Annotated in this window: 18 protein-coding genes; 7 read left to right on the top strand and 11 right to left on the bottom strand. The window is 73.3% G+C overall.

The window, feature by feature from the left end; translation table 11 throughout:
• Positions 1–54 precede the first annotated feature (54 nt).
• Positions 55–1,086, bottom strand: coding sequence for an ABC transporter substrate-binding protein (locus O7631_RS24235; protein WP_278146336.1), 1,032 nt, complete (start codon positions 1,084–1,086; stop codon positions 55–57).
• Between the two features lie 158 nt (positions 1,087–1,244).
• Here O7631_RS24235 and O7631_RS24240 point away from each other — a divergent pair, with 158 nt between their 5' ends.
• Genes O7631_RS24240 through O7631_RS24260 form a run of 5 tightly spaced genes read left to right on the top strand, consistent with a single transcriptional unit; the run spans position 1,245 to position 6,762 of the window.
• Complete coding sequence (locus O7631_RS24240) at positions 1,245–2,273, top strand: iron chelate uptake ABC transporter family permease subunit (RefSeq protein ID WP_278148015.1); 1,029 nt, start codon at positions 1,245–1,247, stop codon at positions 2,271–2,273.
• Positions 2,270–3,328: an iron chelate uptake ABC transporter family permease subunit gene (locus O7631_RS24245; protein WP_278146337.1), complete on the top strand. Its 1,059-nt coding sequence runs from the start codon at positions 2,270–2,272 to the stop codon at positions 3,326–3,328. Before O7631_RS24240 ends, O7631_RS24245 begins: the two co-directional genes overlap by 4 nt.
• Positions 3,329–3,357: 29 nt before the next feature.
• Entirely contained in the window at positions 3,358–4,170 is an 813-nt protein-coding gene (locus tag O7631_RS24250) for an ABC transporter ATP-binding protein (protein ID WP_278146338.1), read from the top strand.
• Complete coding sequence (locus O7631_RS24255; protein ID WP_278146339.1) at positions 4,167–6,221, top strand: penicillin acylase family protein; 2,055 nt, start codon at positions 4,167–4,169, stop codon at positions 6,219–6,221. The genes O7631_RS24250 and O7631_RS24255 overlap by 4 nt, the downstream gene beginning before the upstream one ends.
• A complete protein-coding gene (locus O7631_RS24260; protein WP_278146340.1) occupies positions 6,211–6,762 on the top strand; it encodes a GNAT family N-acetyltransferase in 552 nt (183 codons plus the stop codon). Before O7631_RS24255 ends, O7631_RS24260 begins: the two co-directional genes overlap by 11 nt.
• Positions 6,763–6,824: 62 nt before the next feature.
• On the opposite strand, the gene O7631_RS24265 is transcribed toward O7631_RS24260, so the two are convergent.
• The 4 genes from O7631_RS24265 to O7631_RS24280 form a co-directional block, all read right to left on the bottom strand.
• Positions 6,825–10,538 (bottom strand): S8 family serine peptidase, encoded by a 3,714-nt coding sequence (locus O7631_RS24265; RefSeq protein ID WP_278146341.1) that lies wholly within the window; start codon positions 10,536–10,538, stop codon positions 6,825–6,827.
• A gap of 229 nt (positions 10,539–10,767) precedes the next feature.
• Positions 10,768–11,382, bottom strand: coding sequence for a bifunctional 4-hydroxy-2-oxoglutarate aldolase/2-dehydro-3-deoxy-phosphogluconate aldolase (locus O7631_RS24270; RefSeq protein WP_278146342.1), 615 nt, complete (start codon positions 11,380–11,382; stop codon positions 10,768–10,770).
• 63 nt (positions 11,383–11,445) lie between these two features.
• Complete coding sequence (locus tag O7631_RS24275) at positions 11,446–12,471, bottom strand: sugar kinase (protein ID WP_278146343.1); 1,026 nt, start codon at positions 12,469–12,471, stop codon at positions 11,446–11,448.
• A gap of 84 nt (positions 12,472–12,555) precedes the next feature.
• On the bottom strand, positions 12,556–13,410 hold the full coding sequence (locus tag O7631_RS24280; protein ID WP_278146344.1) for a S1 family peptidase: 855 nt from the start codon (positions 13,408–13,410) through the stop codon (positions 12,556–12,558).
• A gap of 170 nt (positions 13,411–13,580) precedes the next feature.
• On the opposite strand from O7631_RS24280, the gene O7631_RS24285 reads away from it, so the two are divergent.
• Positions 13,581–14,759, top strand: coding sequence for a low temperature requirement protein A (locus O7631_RS24285; RefSeq protein WP_278146345.1), 1,179 nt, complete (start codon positions 13,581–13,583; stop codon positions 14,757–14,759).
• Between the two features lie 3 nt (positions 14,760–14,762).
• Here O7631_RS24285 and O7631_RS24290 read toward each other — a convergent pair whose 3' ends face one another.
• The 4 genes from O7631_RS24290 to O7631_RS24305 form a co-directional block, all read right to left on the bottom strand.
• Entirely contained in the window at positions 14,763–15,335 is a 573-nt protein-coding gene (locus O7631_RS24290) for a nucleosidase (protein WP_278146346.1), read from the bottom strand.
• Positions 15,336–15,372: 37 nt separating this feature from the next.
• Complete coding sequence (locus tag O7631_RS24295; protein WP_278146347.1) at positions 15,373–18,063, bottom strand: Hsp70 family protein; 2,691 nt, start codon at positions 18,061–18,063, stop codon at positions 15,373–15,375.
• 101 nt (positions 18,064–18,164) lie between these two features.
• A complete protein-coding gene (locus O7631_RS24300) occupies positions 18,165–18,629 on the bottom strand; it encodes a GNAT family N-acetyltransferase (RefSeq protein WP_278146348.1) in 465 nt (154 codons plus the stop codon).
• Complete coding sequence (locus O7631_RS24305; protein WP_278146349.1) at positions 18,592–19,437, bottom strand: TetR/AcrR family transcriptional regulator C-terminal domain-containing protein; 846 nt, start codon at positions 19,435–19,437, stop codon at positions 18,592–18,594. The genes O7631_RS24300 and O7631_RS24305 overlap by 38 nt, the downstream gene beginning before the upstream one ends.
• An 83-nt stretch (positions 19,438–19,520) precedes the next feature.
• Between O7631_RS24305 and O7631_RS24310 the strand changes: the two genes are divergently transcribed.
• A complete protein-coding gene (locus O7631_RS24310) occupies positions 19,521–21,050 on the top strand; it encodes an FAD-binding protein (RefSeq protein WP_278146350.1) in 1,530 nt (509 codons plus the stop codon).
• Between the two features lie 220 nt (positions 21,051–21,270).
• Here the strand turns inward: O7631_RS24310 and O7631_RS24315 are convergent, their stop codons facing one another.
• Both O7631_RS24315 and O7631_RS24320 read right to left on the bottom strand, forming a co-directional pair.
• Positions 21,271–21,495 (bottom strand): hypothetical protein, encoded by a 225-nt coding sequence (locus O7631_RS24315; protein WP_278146351.1) that lies wholly within the window; start codon positions 21,493–21,495, stop codon positions 21,271–21,273.
• Positions 21,495–22,049, bottom strand: a complete 555-nt coding sequence (locus O7631_RS24320; protein WP_278146352.1) for a DinB family protein — start codon at positions 22,047–22,049, stop codon at positions 21,495–21,497. Before O7631_RS24320 ends, O7631_RS24315 begins: the two co-directional genes overlap by 1 nt.
• Positions 22,050–22,090: the final 41 nt, after the last annotated feature.

A 22,090-nucleotide genomic window follows, 5' to 3' on the forward strand; every position in this document is an offset into this window, starting at 1 on the left:
GGGCAGCGAGGACCGACCCCGGGCGCGGCGGTGCGCCCGGGGGCGATGGGTGGTTCAGCTGACCTTTTTCGCGTTCCGGATGGCGGTGGCGAGGTTCTCCAGCAACGGCGCGGAGCCGGCGTACGAGAAGCGGGGCACCGCGTCCCACGGGGTCACCTGGTTGGCCTTGACCGCCGGCAGTTGCTGCCAGGTCGGCTTGGCGGCGAGGTCCTTGGGCTGAAGGGCGGTGCTGCGGTTGTCCAGCAGGATCAGGTCGGCCGGGAACTTGGCCGTGTTCTCCCAGCTCAGCGCCTCGAAGTAGTCGCCCGCTTCGAGCTTGGTGGGGACCACGATGTCGACGCCCAGTTCGGCGAAGTACATCAGGTCGGTGCTGACCTTCGGGTTGGAGACGTAGAAGAGGTCGGGGCTGCCGGAGCAGGCCATCACCTTGATGCCGGGGTTGGCCTTGACCGCCTGCCGGACCGACTCGGCGGCGGCGTCGAAGCGGGCCTTCGCGTCGGTGACCTTCTTGGCGGACAGGTCCGCGCCGAGCGACTCGGCCAGCGCGGCGTAGCGCTCGATCGGTTTGGTCATCGGCACCCGGGCGGTGGTGATCGCTACGCTCGGCGCCAACGGGAGGATCTTCGCCTTGCTCTCGTCCGGCACATACCAGAGCGCGTCCGGGTCGTACATGTGGGTGACCAGCAGCTCGGGACGCAGCGCCGCGTACTTCTCCAGGCTGAACTCGCCCCACACGTTGCCGAGGATCTCGACGGCCTCGATGTTGAGGTCACCGGCCTGCGGGTCGGCGCTGCCGTCCGCGCGCCTGGTCTCACCGAACACGCCCACGAGCTGCTTGTCGAGACCGAAATCGATCAGTGCTGCCGCCACCCCGGTGAAGGCCACCACGCGCGTCGGCCGGGCCTTCGCCTCGACCTTCGTGGCCCGGTCGTCGGTGAACGACCAGGGGCCACTTCCGTTGCCGGCGGCGGGCTTCGCGGTGTCGTCGGTGCCGCAGGCGGCGAGCAGGGTGGCCAACGTGGCGGCACCACCGGCGGCCAGGAAGCCACGGCGGGAGAGACGATGTGCGGACAGGGCATCGGGCATGGTGTTGTCTTTCGATCAAGGGTTTGGCCGGACTCGACCAGGGCAGCGGGGTTAGGTTAGCCTAACCTCGGTCATTGTCAACAGCGGTTCGTCGCACCGCCACCACCCCGGAGCCCACACTGGATGCCACACCCACCGTCACCAGGCAGGCACCACGCGTGCCGGACCGGGGTTCGGCCGTCATCCCGGCGCGACGTGGCCGCCACGCGGTCCGCGCCGCCGGCCTGATCGCCGCCGTGACACTGCTCGGAGTGATCGTGCTGCTCAGCATCGCGGTCGGGGCGAAAGCCATGCCGCTCACGGACGTCTGGTCCGGCCTGCTGCACCGCGACGCCGCCGAGTACGCGGTGGTGCACCGGATGCGCCTGCCGCGTACCCTCCTCGGGCTCCTCGCCGGCGCCGCGCTCGGCGTGGCCGGCGCGGTCATGCAGGCCCTCACCCGCAACCCCCTCGCCGACCCCGGCCTGCTCGGCATCAACGCCGGGGCGTCCGCGGCGGTCGCCACCGCCGCCGCCTTCCTGGGCGTCACCGCCATCGGCGGGTACGTCTGGTTCGCGCTGGCCGGCGCGGCGGTCGTGACCGCCCTCGTCTACGCCGTCGGCGGTGGACGTGGGGCCACCCCGGCCCGCCTCGCGCTGGCCGGCGCGGCGCTCAACGCGACCCTCTACTCCTACGTGAGCGCGGTGATGCTGCTGGACACCGCCTCGCTGGACCGGCTGCGGTTCTGGACGGTCGGCTCGCTGGCCAGCGCGGACACCGCGACGGTGCAGCGGGTGCTGCCGTTCATCCTCATCGGCCTGCTGGTCGCGCTCGGTGCCGCCCGCCCGCTCAACGCGCTCGCCCTCGGCGACGACGCGGCGCGTGCCCTGGGCGCCCGACCCGTGCTGATCCGCGCCGCCGTGATCGTGGCAGTCACGCTGCTGTGCGGCGCGGCGACCGCCGCCTGCGGCCCGATCGTCTTCGTCGGGCTGCTGGTGCCGCACCTGGTCCGCGCCCTGACCGGCCCGGACCTGCGGTGGCTGCTGCCGTACTGCGCGGTGCTGGCGCCCGCCCTGCTGCTCGGCGCCGACGTGCTCGGCCGGGTGCTCGGTCGACCGGGAGAACTCCAGGTCGGCATGGTGACCGCCGTGCTGGGCGGGCCGCTGTTCCTGTGGCTGGTCACCCGCGCGAAGGTGGCCCACCCGTGAGCGGACGGACCGGCAGGCTCAGCACCGCGGCCGTGCTCCGTACCCCCGGTGGGTTGTCGCTGCGGTACCGCCCCCGCGCGCTGGCCGTCGGCGTCGTGGCGGCGCTGCTCGCGGTCGGTCTCGGCCTGGTCGCCCTGGGCAGCGGTGACTATCCGATGGGCCCGGCCGACGTGCTGCGCACGCTCGTCGGCGGCGGCACACCCGCGGAGCGGTTCATCGTGCACGAGCTGCGACTGCCCCGCCTGGTCACCGCCCTGCTGGTCGGCGCGGCGCTGTCGCTGGCCGGCACGGTCTTCCAGTCGCTGGTCCGCAACCCGCTGGGCAGCCCGGACATCCTCGGCTTCACCCAGGGCGCGTCGGCCGGCGCGCTGGTGGTGGTCGTCCTCGGCGGCAGCAGCCTGGCCCTCGCGGGCGCGGCGGTCGCCGGTGGGCTCGCCACCGGCCTGGTGATCTACGCCCTCGCCTGGCGACGCGGCGTACACGGGTACCGGCTCATCCTGGTCGGCATCGGCATCGCCGCCATCCTCACCGGAGTCAACGGCTACCTGCTGACCCGGGCTCCCCTGATGGACGCCGCCCGCGCGGTGCTCTGGCTCACCGGCAGCCTGGACGGGCGGGGCTGGGCCAACGCCGGGCCGCTGCTCGCCGTCCTGGTCGTGGTGACGCCGGTGGTCCTGGTCGTCTGCGGTCCGGCGCTGCGGATGATGGAGTTGGGTGACGACACGGCCGGCGCCCTTGGTGTGCCGGTGCGCCGGCTGCGCCTGGTGCTGCTCACGGCGGCGGTGCTGCTGGTCTCGTTCGCGGCGGCCGCCGCCGGGCCGGTGTCCTTCGTGGCGCTGGTCGCCCCGCACGTGACGAAACGGCTGACCCGGGCGCCCGGCCCGAACCTGCTGCCGTCGATGGCCGTCGGAGCGGCGCTGCTGGTCGGCGCGGACCTGCTGGCCCAACGCGCGTTCCCCGGGCACCAGCTTCCGGTCGGTGTGGTGACCGGAGTGATCGGCGGCGGCTATCTCGTCTGGCTGCTCGCGCTGGAACGCCGGGCGGGTCGGCTTTGAACACCCGCGACGCCCTCGAAGGAGCACCCATGCACCCCGGCACCTCCCGGCTCGGCGGCACCGCGCTGACCCTCGCCTACGACCAGCGCACCATCGCGGAGAACCTGACCGTCGCGGTGCCGGACAACTCGTTCACGGTGATCATCGGCCCGAACGCGTGCGGCAAGTCGACACTGCTCCGCGCGCTGTCCCGGATGCTGCGCCCGAGCGTCGGCACCGTGCTGCTGGACGGGCGCGACATCCACGACCAGTCGGCCCGCGCCGTCGCCCGCACACTCGGTCTGCTCCCCCAGTCGTCGATCGCGCCGGACGGCATCAGCGTCGCCGAGTTGGTCGCCCGGGGTCGCTACCCCCACCAGGGGCTGCTGCGGCAGTGGTCGCGCGAGGACGAGCGGGTGGTCGAGGAGTCGATGGCCGCGACCGGCGTCGACGACCTCGCCGACCGTTCGGTGGACGAACTCTCCGGTGGGCAACGGCAGCGGGTGTGGATCGCCATGGCGCTGGCCCAGCAGACCCCGTTGCTGCTGCTCGACGAGCCCACCACGTTCCTCGACATCGCCCACCAGATCGAGATCCTGGACCTGTGCGCCCGACTGCACGAGGAGCAGGGACGCACCCTGGTCGCGGTCCTGCACGACCTGAACCACGCGGCCCGCTACGCCACCCACCTGATCGCCATGCGCGACGGTCACGTGGTGGCCGCCGGAGAACCGGCGTCGGTGGTCACCGCCGACCTGGTGGCCGAGGTGTTCGGGCTGCCCTGCCGGGTCATCGACGACCCGGAGACCGGCACCCCGCTGGTCGTTCCCGCCGCCCGCCGTCGCGCCGTCGAGCCCGCGTGAACGCCAGGCGGTTCCGCGACCCCTGGGGCGTTCCGCACCTGCGTGCCGACGACCCACTGGCGCTGGCCGCGGCCCAGGGGCGGGTGACAGCGTACGACCGGGCGTGGCAGATCGAGGTGGAACGGCACCGGTCCCGGGGCACCAGCGCGGCGTTCCTCGGCGTCGACGCGCTCGACTGGGACCGGTTCGCCCGACGGGTACGACTCGACGACACCGCACGTCGCTGCCACGCCGCGCTCGACCGGGCGACCGCCGAGTGGGTGGGCGCGTACGTCGACGGGGTCAACGACGGCCTGGCCGCCGGGGCGGCCCGCGCGCCGGAGTTCGCCGCCACCGGGCTGCGCCCCGGCCGGTGGGAACCGTGGACCCCCCTCGCGGTCTGGCTGGGCCATCACATCCTGTTCGCCGGGTTCCCGAGCAAGCTCTGGCGGGAACACGTGGCGCAGCGGCTCGGCCCGGGCCTGGTCGAGGCGTTCGCCACCGACGGACCGGCCGTCGCCGGCAGCAACGGGTGGCTGCTCGCCGCCGACCGCACCGGCACCGGGGGCGCGCTACTCGCCGGCGACCCGCACCGGTTCATCGAGGACCCGGGCGTCTACCAGCAGATCCGGCTGGCCTGCCCGGAGTACGACGCCATCGGGCTGGCGGTACCCGGCGTCCCGGGCATCGCGCACTTCGGACACACCGGCGCGGTGGCCTGGGCGATCACCAACGCGATGGCCGACTACCAGGACCTGTACGCCGAGCGGCTGCGCCGGCAGGACGGGCAGGTGCAGGCCCTCGGCCCGGACGGCTGGCAGTCCGTGCACTGCCACGTCGAGACGATCGAGGTGGCCGGGGCGGACCCGGTCGAGGTCGAGGTGCTGGAGACCGACAGGGGTCCGGTGCTCGTCGGCGGGTCCGGCGACGAGACGGCGATCAGCCTGCGCTACCCGCCCCGGGTCCGCGCCGAGCTGGGTTTCGCGGCGCTGCCGGAGCTGCTGCGCGCCCGCACCGTGACCGATGTGGACCACGCGCTGCGGCACTGGGTGGAGCCGGTCAACGTGGTGCAGGCGGCGGACACCGTCGGCGGGCTGCTGCACCGGGTCGCCGGGGTGGTTCCGGTACGGCACCCGGACAACGGCCGGCGGATCGTCCCCGCGTGGGACGACGCGTACAGCTGGCAGGGGTGGTATGCGCCGATGCCCCGCGCCGAGGTGGCCGGTCGGGCGGTGATGGCCAACGAGCGTGGCCTGGCGACGCCGTTGGGGGTGGAGTTCGCCGCGCCCCACCGGGCGCGCCGCATCGCCGAACTGCTCGACGCCGGGCAGGGCTGGACGGCCGACGAGATGGCCACCGTGCACACCGACACGTACCTGGGTTCGGCCGGGCCGCTGCTGACGGTGCTGGCCGAGTCCGACGGCCTCAGCCCGGAGGCCGCCGCGCTGCGCGACCGGCTGCTGCGCTGGGACCGACGGATGACCGCCGACAGCGCCGACGCGGCGGCCTTCGCCACACTGCGGGCGGCTGTCGTACGGCGGATCGCCGCGCACCCGGCGCTGGCCGCGCTGGCCGAGCCGCCGGCGTACCCCGAGGTGTTCGCGCCCTGGTTGGCGGTGACGCCGCGCGTCGGTTACGCGCTGGAGCACCTGCTCGGCGGACGTGCGCTGCCCGGCGTGGACCCGGCGGCGGTGGTACGCGCGGCAGCCGAGGAGGTCGCCGAGGCGACGGCCGGGCCGGCGCGCTGGGGGGACCTGCACCGGTTGGCGGCCTGGCGGGCGCTGCCCGACCCGGACGCCGGCCCCGGCCCCCGTCTCGACGGCGACCACGACTCTGTGCTGTCCACGTCCAGCGTCCCCGGGGTCACCCACTGGTGTTTCCGGGGGCCCGCGGCGCGTTTCGTCTGGGATCTGGCGCGGCGCGACGACAGCCGCTGGGTGGTGCCGCTGGGCGCGTGCGGGGTGCCCGGCGACACGCACCACGCCGACCAGAATCCCGCGTGGTTGTCGGGCGAACTGCTGCCGATCGTCACCGACTGGGACCGACTCGTCGAGGAGCCGGATGAGCACTGATCGACACCACCACCACAGCGAGGTCGACGGATTCGGGACTGTCACCATCCGCCCGGTGCGGCCGGACGAGGACCTCGACCTGCTGCACGCCTGGGTCACCCAGGACCGGGCCCGCTTCTGGGGGATGCGGAAGGCGAGCCGCGAACGGGTGCACGAGATCTACGCGTACCTGGACTCGCTGGTCACGCACCACGCGTACCTGGTGCACCGCGACGGGGTGCCGGCCGCGTTGGCGCAGACCTACCAGCCGGAGGCGGACCCGCTCGGCCAGTGCTACGACGTACGCCCCGGCGACGTCGGGGTCCACCTGCTCATCGGGCCCCCGACAACTGTCGAACGCGGATTCACCGGCGCGGTGTTCGGCGCGATCCTCGACTTCGTCCTCAGCGACCCGGGCCGGCGGCGGATCGTGATCGAGCCGGACGCCCGCAATGAGCGGGCCATCAACCGGTTCCTGCGTACCGGCTTCCGGCCCGGACCCCTGATCGACCTGCCGGAGAAGCGCGCCCGCCTGCTCTTCCTGGAACGACCGGCGGGCTGAAACGGGCCGGCCGCCGGTCGGGCTGCGCGAGGCAGTCCGACCGGCGGCCGGTGACCGTGGCGTCAGCGCAGGCCGAACGCCCGGGTGATGCTCTGGTCGACGGTGTTGCCGGCGGCGTCGCGCGCGGTGGTCCGCAGGCTGACGAAGCTGGCCTTCGCCGGCGCGGCCAGGGCCAGACGCCACCCGTCGCCGTGCCGGGTCAACCGTGGCCTCTGCCAGGTCGCACCGTCGTCGTAGGACACCTCGACGGTGACCGCGCCGACCGCGCCGGAGACCTCGGGCAGGTGCGACGCGACAACGGTGAGCGGCGCGCGCCGCGACGCCTTACCGTCCCGGTCGATGTCCACCTGGTAGTCCAGCTGGATCATCGGCAGCACCTCCGCCGACTCCTCCCCGGTGACCGCCGAGCTGAAGCCCCACTCGGTGCGGGTCTTCCGGGAGTACGGGTTGGTCCAGGCGGCCCGGTCGTTCTCCACCACCAACCGGTACGGCAGTCGCTGCTCAGCCAGACCGGGGACCTGGAGGTACTCGGCGTTGCCCCACCTCAGCTCCTTGTCCCCCTGGTAGAGGGTGGTCCGGTTGACCATGTCGAAGTTGGCGTACGCGTCACCGATGTGGCCACCACCGTCGCCCCAGCCGGGAGCCGGCAGGTAGACGGTGTCCAGGTACCGGACGGGCGTGTAACTGCCACCCATCCGGGGGCGCTGGATCGGGCCGAACCAGGTGACAGCGCTCGGCTTGCCGGCCGGGTACGCGGTCACCCCCATCAGGTGCTGACCGGTCTCACCGGCGATGTACGCGTCGTCGACCCACCGCTGGTCGGCGCTCACCCAGTCGGTGCGCCGGCCCTGCGCCGGGGCGGTCTCCTGGTTGCTCGACGCCCAGCCCCGCCAGATGTCGGTGCGGAACTCCAACGCCTTGCCCTGCCGGTAGTTGCGGAACTCCACGTCCACCCGGGCCAGGTCCCGCTTCGTCGGCCGGTAGGTGACGTCGCCCGGCACCGCGCCGGTCCAGTGGTGCGCCACGTCGTACAGGTAGCTGGTCTCCGGGTGCGACTCGACGGTCAGCCGTACCGCGCCGCGCTTCACCGAGGCGATGAGCTGGTCGCCCTCGTCGGCGCCCACCGTGGCGACGGTCACCGGGGCGGGGCTCTCCGGGCTCCACGCGAACTCGTCCCACGGCTGGAGCCGCCCGACACCGTCGTTGACGACCAGCAGCAGCTTGGCTCCGGCCGCGGCGGCGGCCTGCGCCTGGGTGGCGATGTCCACGGTGTCGCTGCGCCGGACCACCACGGCCCGGTCCCGGACCGGCCGCTTCGCCAGCCCGGCCGCCGACGCGTCGGCGACGTAGACCGCGTCCAGCTGGTGACGACCGGCCGGCAGCGCCGGGGTCGACCGCTTCACCAGCAGGTCGTCGTACGGGCGGCCGCCGGCCGAGACGGTCAACGCCGGCTGTTCCAACCGCCACCGGGCACCGAACTCGAACTCGCCGTCGGTGACCTTACGGCCCGTCGGCAACGCCCACATGCTGTCGTACGAGTCGTCGGGCAGCACCTGGCTCTCGGTGAGGCTGGCCCCGGAGGACCGGTGGATGTCCATCCGCAGCGACGTTGCGGTGGCCTCCTGCGGCACGACGGCCCGCACCTGCCGGGCGGCCCGGGCGTCGAGGGTGACGGTGCGGTCGCGGTCCAGTGTGACGTCGGTGAAGCTGAGCATCGCCATGCCCTTGGAACGCGGCCCGTGCACGCCGCGCACGTCGGCGGAGATCCAGCCGGACCAGGTGGCCACCGGCAGCCGCAGGGTCGCGGTGCCGCTCTCGGGCAGGTCCACGGCGGTGAACAGACCGTCGGTGGTGAGGATGACCTTGCCGGCGAGTGGCTTACCGTCGCGGTCCTTCGCGACGAGCGTCAGGTCCTGCCGCTGGCCCTCCTTGCCCGCCCCGATCAGGGTGCGGCCACGGACCGTCCCGGTCTCGTCGGTGGCGACGATCATGCCACTGACCTGCTTCTCCACCGGCAGCTTGTCGTACGCGGCGGTCACCGTCACGGTGGCGGTGCCGCCGGCGGGCACGGTGACCCTGTCGGCGGAGAGGGCGAAGAGGCCGGCCGGTGCGGTGGCCGCGTCGACGGCCAACGTCAGGGTGACCGGCGCGCCACCGACGTTGGTGTAGGTGACCGTCCGGTCGACTGTCGATCCCGGCTGCTGCGGCCAGCCCTGGAAGCCGGAGTAGGCGCTCGGGGTGGCGAAGACGGTGGCGTGCGTGGCGGCGACCGCGTCCACCCGGCCGGCACCGGCCTGGTACGGGGTGTACCCGGGGGTGGCCGTGACCGTGCTGACCAGCGCCTCCTTGATCCGCTGACCCGTCCAGTCGGGGTGCGCGGCGGCGACCAACGCGGCCGTGCCGGCCACGTGCGGAGTGGCCATCGACGTGCCGCTCATCAGCGTGTAATCCCCCGAGCCGCCGCGCACCAGGTGGGAGCGGGCCGCCAGGATGTCCACACCGGGTGCGGTGATCTCGGGCTTGAGCCCGCCGTCGCCGGCACGCGGGCCCTGGCTGGAGAAGTCGGCCAGGTGGTCGGTGCTGTCGACGGCGCCCACGGTGAGCGCGGAGTTCGCCGCCCCCGGGCTGCCGATGGTGGCCGGGCCGCTGTTGCCAGCGGCGATCACGAAGAGGGCGCCGGTCTCGGCGCTGAGGCGGTCGACCGCCTGGCTCATCGGGTCGCTGCCGTCGGTGGCCTCACCGCCCAGGCTCATGCTGACGACCCGGGCCTTCTGCTCCCGGGCCGCCCACTCCATGCCGGCGATGATCCAGGAGTCCTGGCCGCTGCCCTCGCTGTTGAGGACCTTGCCGATGTGCAGCCGGGCGCCGGGCGCGACGCCCTTCTCGGCGCCGCCGGAGGCCGCGCCGGTGCCGGCGATCGTCGAGGCGACGTGGGTGCCGTGGCCCTTGTAGTCGAGGATGTCGGGCTCCGACGGCACGAAGCTGCTCGACTCGGCGATCTGGCCGGCGAGGTCCGGGTGCTCGGCGTCCGCACCCGAGTCGAGCACCGCGACGTCGACACCGGCCGCGGTGTTGCCCTCGGCCCACAGCTTCGGCGCGCCGATCTGCGCGGTGGACTCGGCCAGGTCGGCGTGCACCCGACCGTCCAGCCACACCTTGGCGATGCCGTTGGCCAGGACGGGGGCGTCGCCGGTGCGGCGGGCGGAGCCGGCCGTCAGCGCGGCCCAGAACCGGCCGGCGGTGGAACGCTGGCGGGTCAGCGCCGCGCCCTGCACGCTGTCCAGCGGTCGGACCACCGTGGCACCATCCACTGTGGGGCGGGTGCGGGCCCGGGCCGCCGCGTCGGTCATGGTGACGATCAGCGGCAACTGGTCGGTGTGCGCGTCGTCGTACCCGTCGGCGATGAGCTCGGTGACGTTGAACAGCTGCCGGTCCAGCACACCGCTCGTGACGTACGACAGCGCCGTGTCCGGGTAGACGTAGGTGTCGCCGTCGAGCACGGTGCGGTGGAAGCTCGGCGTGCTGCCGTCCGGCCGGCGCACGGTCGAGACGGTGCTGCCGTCCGCGCCGGTGGTGACGGTGACCGTGTCACCGGTGATCAGGGTGACGGTCGACGCGCGTCCGGCTGCGGCGGGAGGAGTCCCGAGCGGACGTTCGGGGCTGGTGGGCGGGGCGGCGGACGCCCCCGCGGCGGGTGGGGTGAACCCGGCCGCCAGGGTGAGGGCGGTGCCGAGGGCGATCAGCCCGGATCGGCGACGCCGGCGAGACAGAGCCAAGATGACCTCTTTGTGTCGAGAAGTGGTACGCAGCACAGCATCGATGCCACGCCCACTTCTCGTCCCCCACCGAACCGCGGCGCGTTTGAGCCATGGCACAAACCCGCCACCCCACCCCCACGCCACCCCCGACCCCGTCGATCATGGAGTTGTGGTGCCCGACGTCAGGCGGAATACGGCTTTCGCACCCACCACAACTCCATGATCGACGGGGTCGGGGGGTTGGGGGTTAGGGGGTTGGGGGCTTGAGGGCCAGCTCGGCTAGCCGGTCGAGCTGGGCCGGGTCGGACAGGGCCGAGCCGACCGCCACCACCCGTACGCCGGCTTGCAGGAACGGGGCGGCGTTGCCCGCGTCGAGGCCGCCGGTCGCGACGAAGCGCAACTGGGGCAGCGGGCCGGCGAGGGCCTTGAACCAGGCCGGGCCGAGGGTGATCGCGGGGAACGCCTTGAGCCAGGTGAGGCCGTGCCGCAACGCCTGCTGGGCCTCCGTGGGGGTGGCCACACCGGGCAGGTGCGGCAGGCCCCGCGCGGCGGCGGCGTCGGCGATCGCCAGGTCCAGGCCGGGCGCGACGGTGAACGCGGCTCCCGCGTCGGCCGAGGCGGCGACCTGCTCGACGTCGAGCACCGTGCCCGCGCCGACGATGCGGCCACGCTCGACGCCCGCCTCGACGGCGGCGCGCAGCGCCGGTACCGCGTCGGCGGTGGCGACCGGGACCTCCACCACGTCGATGCCGAGATCCCAGGCGCGCTCGGCGAGCCGGACGGTCTCGGCGACCGGCAGGCCGCGCAGGATGGCCATCACCCGGGCGCCGCCGAAGATGTGGTCGAAATCCGGTGTGGTCATGGTGCACTCCATCCGATGTCGCGGTGAAACTGTTGCCTGGTGGTCCGGCCGGAGCCCGACGACTCAGACCGGCGTCGGGGTGGCGGTCAGGTCGAGCGGCGACCAGGCGTCGACGGGGGCGGCGAGCAGATCCTCGAACCAGGCCCACGGCGGAACGGGGGCGTTGTCGCCGCTGCTGGTCAACGCCTGCGCCGCCATCAGGTGACCGAGGCGCAACCGCCGCACGGGGTCGAGGTCGCGCAGCAGACCCGCCAGATAACCGGCGGCGAACGCGTCTCCCGCGCCGACCGGCTCGACCACTGTCACCCGGGGCGCGGGTACGAAGACCGGCTCGGCGTCGCGGCGCAACGCGGTGGCGCCCACCGCGCCGTCCTTGACCACCACCGTCTCCGGGGCGGGCAACAACCGGCGTACGGCCGCCGGGTCGGCGGTGCCCCACAGCGCCTGCGCCTCGTCCTGACCGACGAAGACCAGGTCGCACCGGTCGGCGAGGTCACGCAGCACCGGTGCGGCCTGCTCGGCGGACCACAGCCGGGCCCGGTGGTTGACGTCGAAGCTGACCAGCGAGCCGGCCAGCGGGCGGGCGGTCACCGCGTGCTCGACAAGCGCCCGGCAGGAGGCGGAGAGCGCCGGGGTGATCCCGGACAGGTGCAGCACACGGGCACCGGCCAGCCCCGGGTCGGCAAGCGTGCCCGGGTCCATCCGGGAGGCCGCCGACCCGGCCCGGTAGTAGTGCACGGCGGTGCCCTCCGGGCCCGGGTCCTTGAGGTACAGGCCGGTGGGGGCGGTGGGGTCCACGACCACCTGGTCCACCCGGACGCCGGCGGCGGCGACGTGCCGGACCACCGCCCGGCCGAAGGGGTCGTCGCCGACGCGGCTCACCCAGGTGACCTGGTGCCCCAGTCGGGCCAGGTAACCGGCCACGTTGGACTCCGCGCCTCCCACCGAGACGGCGACCCGTTCGGCGTCCTCCAACGGCTCACCGGGGGCGGGGCAGAGCACCACCATCGTCTCCCCCACCGCGGCGACCTCGACCGGCGTACGGCCGGCCGGGGTGGTCGAGCGAACCTGTCGGGGGTCGGTCGGCATCGGGCACACGTCCTCGCGGCGGGGTCCTGGGCGTCGCCGAGCCTAGGTGTCAGGTGCGAGACGGGCAACCCGTCGCGTCGCCGGTCAGGGCAACGTCAGCCCGTACGCGGCCAGCACCTCCGCGATCGGCTGGTAGAAGGTGGTGCCGCCGGCGGTGCAGTTGCCGGTGCCGCCGGAGAGAATGCCGAGGATGGTGCCGGTGGACGCCACGTAGAGCGGTCCGCCGCTGTCTCCCGGCTCGGCGCAGATGTTGGTGCGGATCAGGCCGTAGATCACGCCGGTGGCGTAGTTGACTGTCTGGTTGAGCCCGGTAACGGTGCCGCAGCGCACCCCGGTGGTGACGCCGCTGCGGCACACCGCCTGCCCGATGTACGCGTTGCCGGCACCGTAGATGGTCAGCAGACCAGGGTAGGTGTAGACGGCGCTCGGGTGGGCGATCCGACCGGTGTAGCGGATCAGGCCGTAGTCGTTGGTCGGGTAGCTGGTGGCGGTGCGGGCGCCGAGCACCGTGGTCTGGGCGCTGTCGGCGTACCAGGTGGCGGCGGCAGCGGTGCAGTGCCCGGCGGTGACCACGTAGTAGGTGCTGCCGCTGCGCACGTTCGCGCCGAGCGAGCAGCGCGCCCCGCCGCCGTAGATGCCCTGCCCGGCCGCGATCAGGGGGCGCAGCGTCCCCGGCTCGCGGCGCAGCACCGCGCCGGCCCGGTCGGCCACCGCCCGGAGCGCCGCCAGCTCGGCGGGGGCCACGGTGTCGTCGACAATGAGGGTCATCCGACCGCTGGCCGGGTCGTGGCCCCAGGAGGTGCCAGCGGTGCGCACCTGAGCCAGCACGGCCGCCGGGTCGGCAGGCGTGGGCCGGTCGGGGACGGCGGCCTGCGCAGCGCCGGGCGCGACGAGCAGGAGAGCGGTCAGGACGAGGGCGGCGAGCGGGGAGCGGCGCATCCGAACCTCCGAGCGGATCGAGATTGATGGATGCGGTCAAGCATCGTCCGGCGTCCGACGCCGTGGCAACCTCCGATCGCCCTCTTCCCCGACCGGCGGGAATCGCCGATCCGGGGACGGCCCGCGTCGCCGCCGCCGATAATCCTCGGAGACGGCGGCGGGAGGCCGGCATGACCACCGCAGGAACCGCGGCGCTGGTACGCCGGCCGGACGGGTCGACCCGGGCCACGCTGCTGGAGCTGCTCTTCGACGTGGTCTTCGTGGCCGCCCTCGCGCTGACCTCGACGCTGCTGACCGAGAACCTGTCCTGGTCCGGCGGCGCGAAGGTGCTGCTGATGTTGACGGCCATCTGGTGGACCTGGTCGGTCACCTCCACCACGACCGAGTTCTACGACCCGCAGCAACGTCCCATCCAGGCCATCCTGATGATCGCCATGGTCGGGTCGGTGGGGATGGCCGCGTCGCTGCCCAAGGTCACCGACGGGCACGCGATGATCTTCGCGGTCGCGTACGTCGGCACGCACGTGCTCCGCGGCATCATCCTGATCACGTCGCTGTACCGGCAGCGCCACCGGGCGGCCACCATCCGGGCCACCCGGTTCCTGTTCTGGTTCGTGGTGTCCGGCGTCTTCTGGCTCACCGGTGCGGCGACCGGCGACGTGAACTGGACGCTCTGGACCATCGCCATCGTGATCGACCTGCTGTCCGCGGCGGCCCGCTATCCGACGCCCTGGCTGGGCCGGGTGCCGATCGACCAGTACGAGCGGACCACCGGGCACCTCGGCGAGCGGTACCAACAGTTCGTCATCCTGGCTCTCGGCGACATCATCCTGGTGCCCACCATCCGGGTCAGCCGTACCGATCTCGACGGCATCCGGATCACCTCGCTGCTCTGCGCGTTCGCCGTCATGCTGCTGCTCTGGCAGGTCTACGTTTTCCGGGCCGGCGAACTGCTGGAGGCCGGGGCGAGGGCAGGCCGGCCGGCGCGGGTGGCCCCGTACACCCATCTGGTGATGTTGGCCGGCGTGGTAGGCACGGCCGCCGCGTTCGACCTGGTCGTCTCCCAGCCCAGCGGAACGACACCCGTGCAGTGGCTCCTGTTGATCGTGGGCGGCCCGGCGCTGTTCGTGGTGGGCCGCGCGTTGTTCACCCTGCTGGTGTCCATGCACGTGCCGTGGTGGCGGATTGCCTGCCTGGTCGTGCCCCTGCTGGTGCTGCCCTGGGCCGGTCACTGGCCGCCGGTGCTGGTCGTTCTGACCGTCGCGCTGGGGCTGGCAGGTCACGTACTGATTCCCGGGGCGGTCCGGGAGACCAGACCGGGGCTACAGGTGCGGCGACCGCTCGGGTGAGCCTCAGCCGAGGTGCCGACCGGCCCACTCGGCGAGGTCCCGGGCACAGGCGTCGACCGACTCCCGCCAGGTCCGGGCCGCGCCGTCGCCCGCCTCGTCACTGACCTGCTTGACCAGCCGGCACGGCACGCCGGCCTGCGCGGCGGCCCACGCCACCGCGTACCCCTCCATGTCGACCAGGTCGGCGCGCCGCGCCAACCGGTCCCGCGCCGCGTCGTCGGCCACGAACGTGTCACCGGTGGCCAGCACCGCGCCCTCAGCGGCCAGCGACAGCGGTGCCCCGTAGGTCTCGCCGGTCAGCGACCGCAGCAACTCGGTGTCCAGGTCGTGCTGGAGGACCGTGGCCACCTCGTGGATGCCGGCCAACCCGGGCCGCAACGCCCCGGCCGTGCCCAGATTGAGCAGCAGGGAGGGGCGCGGCCCGGCGGCCAACACCGCGGCCACCGCGCTGGCGGCGTTCACCTTGCCCATGCCGGTGAGCAGGACCGGCAGGTCGGGCGGCAGGTAGCGGGCCTCCTCCCCGACGGCGAGCACCACCAGCGGACGATCGGCGCGGACCGTACCCCGAAGATTCACCGGAGCATCGTACGGGCCGGCTCCTCGGTCGCCGACATCAGTCGTCGGCGAAGCGGTACAGGACGAAGTCCTTCTCCGCGCCACAGGCGATCACGTGGGTGCTCCACGAGCAGGACGCGCTCCGGACGTCCTTCAGCTCACCCAACTCGTCGGGTTCGCCGGACTCGGCCCACACGCCGGCCAGCGCGCGGTTGTCAGTGACAGTGCTGGGCGCCTCGGCGAACACCAGCAGGTTGCCCGCGTCGAGCCGCACCCCCACACCGTCGCGGTCCCGCAGCACCGGCTTACCGCCGCTGTCGAAGAGAGTGAGGGCCGGCTCCGGGTACTCCCGCTGGGCGAGCACCTGCTCACCTACCGCGACCAGGCCGGTCGCGCCCGGCGCCGGGAAGCGTCTCGTGGGTTTGCCCTCGGTCGCCGCCACCACCTCGGTGCGCTCGGCGTCGTTGTTCGGCACCTGCAACAGGCAGGCCCGCCGCTCGCCGCAGGCGATCAGCTCCTTCGGTCGGTACTCGTCGTTGCCGGCCCGGTGCAGCACCACCGGCTCCGCGTCGGAACCCAGGTCGTACGCCAGCAACTGGTACCCGCCCTCGTTGGCGGCCACGTACAGGCGTTCCCCGTCGGCGACCACCAGGTCGTCGAGGTCGGCGACGCTCCCCCACTGGCGCAGCACCCGACCGGAGGCCATGTCGACCAGCCGCACCGACCGGTCCGCACCGACCTGGACGAGTCGCCGCCCCGAGCCCGTCCACGGGTCGCGGGGCGTGCCGTCGAGGAAGGCCGGCCCGCCCGCCGCCTCGGCACTGCCGACCGGCCGGACCACTGTGCGGTTACCGCCGTACTGGTCGCCGGGGTTGGCCCGGGTCCACTTCTGCGCGCCGTCGCTCAGCCGCAAGCCAACGAGTTGGGCGGCCTGCCGGTCCACGAGCACCGCCGTGTCGTCGGCGAAGAAGACATCGTCGTCACCGCGGACCGCACGCTGCCACCGCTGCCTGCCGTCGCGACCGTCGAGCACGGCCAACGGGCGCGGGGTGCTGTCACCCGGGGCGTCGGCCAGCACGGCGACCCCTCCCGGTACGGCGATGATCGCCTCCCAGTCGGCGGCCCGGGCGTCGGTCTGCTCGCGCCACACCTCGTCGCCGGTGGCGGCGTCGACTGCCACCACCTCGAGCCGGTCGTCGGGAAGCGGGAACCCCAGGTAGGCCCGGTCGCCGAGGATCGCCGTCCACATGTCGGCCGGTCGCTCCGCGCCGGCCGCCGGCCGCGACAGCTCGCGCAACGACCGGAACTCCAGGTCGGGGTAGCGGTCCCGGGTCAGGTAGAGAGCCGCCGCGGCACCCACCCCGACCACTGCCAGCACCGCCCCGATCACCAGCCAGCGTGCCCGGGGCCAGCGTGTCGCGCCGCCGGCCGAGGGCACTGTGACGCCGGCCCGGTCCGGACCGGGCGGAGGGCCCACCGGCGGGGTCGACCCGGGCCAGGGTGGCGACGGTACGACCGGCGGCGCGGCCCCGGCCGGCGCGGGCGGGCTCGCAGGGCTCGGCGCGGGCGGGCTCGCAGGGCTCGGCGGCCCCGCGTAGGCCGGGACCGGCTTACGCAGTGGCAGATCGGTCAACGCGCCCTCGGCCACCGGCAACTCGGGCTGGTCGAGCACTGTCGGGGCGATTCCCAACTCGGTGTGCAGCATCCGGGCCACCAGCGGAATCCGGGACGAGCCGCCGACCAGGAACAACCCGGCGAGCTGATCGGGACGCAGGCCGGCCTCGGCGATCACCTCCCGGGCGCACTCGACCGCCCGGCGCAGCAACGGCGTGGCCACCCGCTCGACGTCGGCCCGGGTGAGCTGGACCGTCTCGGCCACCCCCGGCACCGCCACCGGTGCGACAGTGGACCGGGACAGCGTCTCCTTCGCACCCCTAACCTCGTCCCAGAGCCGCACCTGGTCGCGGCGCTGCGCCGGGTCCGCCGGTCGGACCAACCTCGCCCATTGCGCGGCGTGCCGCTCACCGACCACCTCGCCGACCCGCCGCACCAACGCGGCGTCGAGGTCGAGGCCGCCCAGGTCGGGCAGGCCACCGTCGGCGACGACGCGGAAGCCGGAGTCGCCCCACGGGTCGGCGCCCTCGTTGCGCAGCACCGCGACGTCGAGCGTCCCGCCGCCGAAGTCGAACACGGCGATCGTGCCGCCCACCGCCACCGGCCTCTGCAACACCTGCGTGTAGTAGCGGGCGGCGGCCACCGGCTCCCGTAGCAGCCGGGTGCCCGGCGGCGTCGGCCCGGCGAGGGTGTGCTCGGCGACCTGCGGCCAGCCCGCGAGCAGCAACGCGTCGGCGAGCACCTGCCGGCGCGTCGCGTCCCAGGCGGCCGGGCAGGTGAGGACGGCCGGGGGCAGGAAGCCGACGGCACCGACCGCGGCCCGCCCGACGGCCGCCAGCACCGCGGCGAGCAGGTCGGCGGGCGGGTACGGGCGGTCGCCGAGCAGCACCGTCGGCTCGTCCACCCGCCGCTTCGGGTTCGCCTCGAAACGGGCCGGGTCGGTCTGCGCCAACCGTCGGGCGTCCCAGCCGGTGTGCAGGGTGCCGTCCGGGTCGGCGTACACGGCGGAGGGGCTGAGCGGTTGACCGTCCATCAGCAGCGGACGGGTCCGCCCGTCCGGCCAGCGCAGCACCGCGACCGTGTTGGACGTGCCGAGGTCGACGCCGAGGGCGAAACCCTCGTGCTGGCCTGCCATCTGCCCGTTACCTCCGCCGAGACGAGGGGATTCGACAGCGCATCGTACGCAGGACGCGCCGCCTGACTGAGCACTCGGTCAGGGAAACCGGTGATCCCGGCTCAGTGGGCGGAGCGGGCGGCGACGATCTGGCCTCCGCTGGTCTCCCCCGTCGGCTCGAACCCGAGCTTGAGGTAGAACCCCTCCGGGCCGTCCTCCCCCGATTCCCAGGTGGTGTAGATCCGGTCGTGCCCTCGCCGGCGGGCCTCCGCGCGGACGGCGTCGACGGCGTAGCGGCCATACCCCCGGCCCTGCTGCTCGGCGGCGATGTTCAGCCGCCACAGGCCCGAGCGCCTGTCGTCCGGTCGGTCCCACTCGATGTCGAAGAAGCCCATCAGGAAGCCGACGATCTCGTCACCATCCACGATCAGACGTGGCCAGGCGATCTCGGGTTGCGCGTACGCCTCGGCGAGGGACCAGGCGACCGGAGAGGAGTACTTCTCCTGGTCGGGTCGTACGGTCAGCCGGCACGCGGCTTCCACGTTGTGTTCAGTGATCTTCACCAGTGTGGGCACGCTCGCCACCATACCGAGCGGGATCCGTCAGCAGGCCGTCGAGCAGCCCGCGCAGTCCGAAGTGGAACCAGGTGTCGAGGTCGGTGTCGGGACTGGTCTGGCCGGCCGCGGCGAGCCAGGGCCGGGTCCGGGTGCGGCCGGTCCGCTCCAGCCGGCGGCGGGTCGCCGACCACCACGCCGGGTAGGTGGTGTCGTCTGGGTCCCGTCGGATCAGCAGGGCCATGCCCTGGATGTAGCCGCTGAACGCCAGATAGGCGCGGAACGCGTCGGCGGGGTCGTATCCGGCGCTGGTGAAGGCTGCCACGACGCGGTCGACCATGGCGAGGACCGCCGGGCCGGTCGGCGGCCGGTCGGTCGCGAGGACGGCCAGCAACCAGGGGTGGCGGCGGTACATCGCCCACTCGTCGTCCGCCAGACGTTCGAGCCGCTGGCGTGGTTCCCGAGGCGGTGGCGTGGCGCGCGGCGCGCCGGTGGCGGTGATCCGCTCGGCCATCGCGCCGAGCAGTTCGGCCCGGTTGCGGACGTGCCGGTACACCGCGTGGGCGGGCATGGCGGCCCGTTGGGCGAGCACCCGCATGGAGAGGGCGTCCAGGCCGCCGGAGTCGGCCAGCTCCACCGCGAGGTCGATCAACCGGTCGCGGGGGTCGCCACCGGCGGGAGCGGGCCGGTCGGGGATGCGACGCGGCGTCGCGGACGGGCCGTGCTCGCGACGCCTGCGGTACGCGCGGGCCTGACAACGCCGGGAGCAGTAACGGCGGGGACGACCACGGCCCGGGCCGGTGGGCAGGTCTGCTCCGCATTCGACACACCGGACGGTCACCGTAACCGCCTCCAAATTCGTCACGGCACGTCGTGTGACGAAAGTACTCCACCCGGTCTGCCAGCGACGACAGGATCGACGGCATGAATCCGCCCAGCCGCAGGGATCTGCTCCGGGCCGGCGCAGTCGCCTCCGCCGCCGTCCTCTATCCGTCTCCGGTCTCCGCCTCTGCGCCGTCGGAGGGCTGCGCACCAGCACTCGGCCCGGTCCGGGTGCTGCCGGACGATCCCCGGTACGCGGACCTCGTCCGTCGCGGTAACCGACGCTTCGTGGGCACACCCGAGGAGGTACGCGTGGTCGGCTCGACCGACCAGGTCGTCTCGGCCGTGCAGGACGCGGTCCGCACCGGCCGGCGGGTGGCGGTACGCGGCGGCGGGCACTGCTTCGAGGGGTTCGTGGACGATCCGGCGGTCCGGATGGTGATCGACATGTCGGGGCTGACCGACGTCTACCACGATCCGCGCCGGTTCGGCTTCGCCGTCGAGGCGGGCGCGACGCTCGGTGAGGCGTACCGACGGCTCTTCCTGGGTTGGGGGGTGACCGTCCCGGGTGGATCGTGCCCGGGTGTGGGCGTCGGCGGCCACATCGCCGGTGGCGGCTACGGTCGGCTCTCCCGGCTGCACGGGCTCGTGGTCGACCACCTGTACGCGGTCGAGGTGGTCGTGGTGGACCGCGCCGGCACCGCCCGCGCCGTGGTCGCCACCCGGGAGCCGACCGATCCGCACCGCGACCTGTGGTGGGCGCACACCGGCGGGGGCGGCGGCACCTTCGGGGTCGTCACCAGGTACTGGTTCCGCACGCTGCCCACACCACCCGCGAGGGTGCTCGACTTCACCGTCACCTGGCCGTGGGCCGGCATGACCGAGCGGGGTTTCCGGCGGCTCGTCGGCAACTTCGGCCGCTGGTGCGCCCGCCACAGCGCGCCCGGCTCCCGAGGCAGGCACCTGTACGCCGAACTCGTCCTCTCCCGCCCGCAGGCCGGCGGCCACACTCTCACCGGACAGGTGCCGCACGACAGCCGACACCTGTTCGACGAACTCCTCGCGGCTCTCGGTGACGGCGTCGGCGTCACCCCCACCGTCACGTCGGCGACGCTGCCCTGGCTGGCCGCCACACTCGGTGGTGAGAGCAACGACGGCAAGGGGTGGCGACTGAAGGTCAAGTCCGCCTACCATCGCGCGCCGCTGACCGAACGGCAGTCGCGGGTCGCCTACCGGCACCTCACCCGCGACGGTGACCTGCCGGCCGGCTCGTTGAGCCTGAACACCTACGGCGGAGCGACGAACGCGGTGTCACCGACCGCCACCGCCAGCGTGCACCGGGACGCGTCGATGCTGCTGTTCTACCTCGCGGGCTGGGCGGACCCGACCGCCGACACCCGGCACCTGGGCTGGATCCGCGAGTTCTACGGCGAGATGTACGCCGACACCGACGGCGTACCGCCGGGCGGCGCCTACATCAACTACCCCGACGTCGACCTCGTCAGCGCGGCCCGCCCGTGGCCGGACCTCTACCACGGCGCGAACTACCCCCGGCTGCAACAGGTCAAGGCCCGCTGGGACCCCCGCAACGTCTTCCACCACGACCTGTCGGTACGACCACCTGGCCGATGACCGGCGCGCACCGCCGCTGCGGCCACCCGCCTGCCCCGCCGCACGCGGGCCGTCCGCGACACACCGCCGCCCGTTATCCATCGTCCGCTCGGCGGGCCGACCAGGTCGACCTACCGAGCAGCGATATACCTCAGAGTCATATTTATACCTCTGAGGTATATCGGTCATCACCGCATCGGCCCGACAGCGGTGACCGACGGTCACCGCTGTCGGACAGCGCTCACTCGGACGGTCCGACGCGCCATCCGAGCGCCGTCAACCCGCTGGTCAACCGATCGACGCGAAGTGCCGTGAACAGCCACAGCTCATCGCGATCACTGACCTCGAACTGCACACCCGTGTTTCTGTGGCGTCGGATGGCGATCAGGTTGTCGGCGGTGACCACCAACGTGCCCGCAGGAACGACCCGAACACCGCCACGCAACGAGAAGCCACCCGCGCCCATCAGAGCCTCCGGGGCATCTGGTGATCAAAGATGGGCTGCGCGGCGCGCATCAGCCGGAGCTGGCCGATCTCCGCGACGTTCTTCATCAACTCGGCGTTGACCCAGCCGATCGTGTGCGTGACGGTGTGGTCGGTGTCGTTCTGCCACGGGAACGTGGCGACGCTGTCGAGGTCTGCCTCTGTGAGACTGTCGAGAACACCCAACCACTCGGTACGCATCCCCCGCAGCCAGACGACTGTCGGCTCCCCCGCGCCCGGCCATGCGACATCCGCGCGCTCCCGCGGCGGTCGGCCCCGAAGATGATCGATGGTGACCGTCCACCACCAGCCCATGTGCCAGGTCAGCCAGCCGATCGTCGGCACCGGAATCGGATCGGGCTCGGTGTCGGCCCAGTCCGGGGTCCAGCTGCCGTCAGCGCCACGCCGCACTGACCAACAGTGCGTGGCCGGCTCCCAGAGGAAGTCCTCGGGCACGAGTCGTTCGAGGTGGTATTCGAACAGCGACCAGGTCAGGTCGAACTGCCACCGCAGAAGGGCAAGGGAAGGCACGGACATCCGGGAATCCTGCCGGACACCGGCGTCGCCGTCGACAGGAT

It is taken from the genome of Micromonospora sp. WMMD967, assembly GCF_029626165.1.
Classification (GTDB): domain Bacteria; phylum Actinomycetota; class Actinomycetes; order Mycobacteriales; family Micromonosporaceae; genus Micromonospora; species Micromonospora taraxaci.